The sequence below is a fragment of the Nocardia sp. NPDC004722 genome, from assembly GCF_053601505.1.
On sequence record NZ_JBSGBY010000915.1, the window covers coordinates 1 to 2,328 of the forward strand.

A 2,328-nucleotide genomic window follows, 5' to 3' on the forward strand; every position below is an offset into this window, starting at 1 on the left:
GCCACCGGCGGTCGACCCACCGGACGCCCGGCCACGGGTGCGCGGCGGGGAGCCAAGTCGGATCAGCGCGGCGGGCGAGGCGAGGGTGAGCAGACCCTGGCGACCGCGCGCACGGGCGGGCGGCGCAATGACCGGACCACCGCGCGCAATGATCGGTCCGGCGCGGAGTACTCGACCGGCCGCCCGGCTCGCGCCGAGGGTTCGGGCACTCGTCGCGAGGGTTCGGGCAATGGGGTTTCGCAGTCCGGGCAGCGCACCGAGCGCGGCAACACCGGTGCCGCCCGCGCGGGTGCCGGTGGTTCCCGTCAGGGTGGGCGCGGCGGTGCGGCCGCCGCCGGGAGCAATGGCGGACTCGCCGGGTTCTCTCGGTCCGGTGCGGCGTCGCCGCGTCGCCGCCGCAACGGCTGATCCGTTACTGCCGTCGCAACGGCGACCCTTCCAACCAAGATCAACGGGCGCGCGGCCATCGGCCGCGCGCCCGTCGGCGTTTTCCGCTCAGAAAATGGGACAATTGCCCATATCTACCCTGCATTCCGATTCATAGAGTTAACAGATAGCAAGCAGCTGCCCGCTTAGTGATTCGAATATCTGTCAAGTGGTCTCGGACGCCCGAATGCAGGGTCCAGAGAGGAAGTCATGAAGACTCATGCACCACTCAGTGAGCGGGCGATCGTGAAATACGAACGAGTCGAGGGCCGCTACAAGGTCTCGGTATCGCCGATCGACCGGCTGGCCTGGCGCATCGGGTACGCACCGGATATGAAGGCGGCCGTCGAGCTCGCCCAAGAGCTCGCCAACTGAGCACTACAGGGGCTGTGCACCCGGTTCCAGCAGCCGTTTCGGATGCATGCCGTCGACCTGGCCGATAAACGGCGGGTGAATGCTGTAGCCCAGCATCCGGCGAATGTCCTCCGACACCGCGCGGACCGTGTCGCGAGTCATCGAGAGCGTGAACGCCTCCTGCGGACGCAGCCAGGGCTCGCAATATTGGGCGGTGAGCGCCAGCCGCGAATTCTCCGAACGATTCGCGCCGCCACCGTGCCAGAGAGTGCCGACGAAGAATACGCAGCTACCGGCGGGCATTACGACCGGTTCCCGCGTCTCGCCGTCCGGTAGGCGATCGCCCCAGAGATGGCTGCCGGGAATGATATCCGTGGCCCCGTTCTCGGCGGTGAAGTCGTCGATGGCCCAGATGGTGGCCGCCCCCAATGCCTTTCGCGGCCGCGGCAGCGGGTAGAAGCCGTCGTCGGTGTGCAGCATCTGCGCCTGCTCGCCGGGCAAGATATTGATCACCTGCAACATCGAGAGCAGATAGTTGGGCAGGAACAGCCGATCCAGCAGCGCGAGCACGCGCGGGTGGTCGGCGATGCGGTCGCAGGAGCGGGTCTTGTTGAGCACACTGTAGATCCGCTGGGTCGAGTGGCCCTCGAAGTTGTTGCGGCCCTTGAGTGCCAGCAGCGGCGCGACGCTCTCGCGAATCTCGTCGAGTTCGGCCGGTGACAGCAGGTTCGGCAGGATCACGTACCCGTCGCGTGCGACGGCGGCCAGATCCGCCTCCGCGACGGCCGCATCGACCTCCGCTCCGCTGCTCTCGGTGCGCCGATAGGTACCCGCAAGATCACCGTCGAGGTCGCGCAGCGACGTCACTTTCCCGCTCATGCCGCCATCCTTAACATAACCTAGTTCTGTTATTCTCCTGACTGTGGCACGCGCACCTCTCGGACGTCAACAGCTTCTCGATGCCGCGCGCGACGAACTCGTCCATGCGAGCGGCACGTTGGAACTGAGCGCCCTGACCCGCCGCACCGGCCTGAGTACGGGTGCGCTGTACCACCACTTCGGGTCCAAGATCGGTCTGCTGGCCGCGATCTGGGACGACTTCTACGAGGGTCTGAGCCGGGCCATCGCCGACGACCAGCTGCCCGCCGACGGCGACTGGGCGACCCGCGAGCGGGCCCGCACCCATAATTTCGTGGCCTACCACTTCGCGCATCCGCTCTCCACGCTGCTGCTCGACCGTGCCGCGCCCGATCCCGGCCTCACCGAGATCCAGGCCAACTACATCCGCAACCTCTCCGAGGCGGCGGCCATCAATGTCCGCCGGGGACAGGCCAGCGGTGAGATCCCCCGCGACCTCGACGCCGACAGTGCGGGCGCGTTCGTGATCGGCGGCCTGCGTCACGGCATCGCCCAGCAGTTGCGCACCGATCCGCTGCCGCCCGTCGAGGTTGCCGCCGAACGGCTTTGGCGGCTCACCGCGGCGGCGCTGGCGCTGAGCTGACACGACCGGACAGGCCGCTGAGCGAACTGCGCGGGATGTTTGCGCTT

Annotated in this window: 3 protein-coding genes and 1 pseudogene; 3 read left to right on the forward strand and 1 reads right to left on the reverse strand. The window is 67.5% G+C overall.

All coding sequences use genetic code 11. The features are described from left to right. Both ACWELQ_RS43970 and ACWELQ_RS43975 read left to right on the forward strand, forming a co-directional pair. Positions 1-408 (forward strand): annotated as a pseudogene (locus tag ACWELQ_RS43970) (hypothetical protein); the annotation flags it as partial. 228 nt (positions 409-636) lie between these two features. Next, entirely contained in the window at positions 637-801 is a 165-nt protein-coding gene (locus ACWELQ_RS43975) for a hypothetical protein (RefSeq protein WP_452402897.1), read from the forward strand. A gap of 3 nt (positions 802-804) precedes the next feature. On the opposite strand, the gene ACWELQ_RS43980 is transcribed toward ACWELQ_RS43975, so the two are convergent. After that, positions 805-1,659 (reverse strand): phytanoyl-CoA dioxygenase family protein, encoded by an 855-nt coding sequence (locus ACWELQ_RS43980; RefSeq protein WP_452402898.1) that lies wholly within the window; start codon positions 1,657-1,659, stop codon positions 805-807. A 43-nt stretch (positions 1,660-1,702) separates the two neighbouring features. Between ACWELQ_RS43980 and ACWELQ_RS43985 the strand changes: the two genes are divergently transcribed. Next, complete coding sequence (locus ACWELQ_RS43985) at positions 1,703-2,281, forward strand: TetR/AcrR family transcriptional regulator (protein ID WP_452402899.1); 579 nt, start codon at positions 1,703-1,705, stop codon at positions 2,279-2,281. Positions 2,282-2,328: the final 47 nt, after the last annotated feature.

Bases quoted from the DNA above. Each gene is read 5' to 3' on its own strand.
- ACWELQ_RS43980 (WP_452402898.1), bottom strand. From the start codon at position 1,659: ATGAGCGGGAAAGTGACGTCGCTGCGCGACCTCGACGGTGATCTTGCG.
- ACWELQ_RS43975 (WP_452402897.1), top strand. From the start codon at position 637: ATGAAGACTCATGCACCACTCAGTGAGCGGGCGATCGTGAAATACGAA.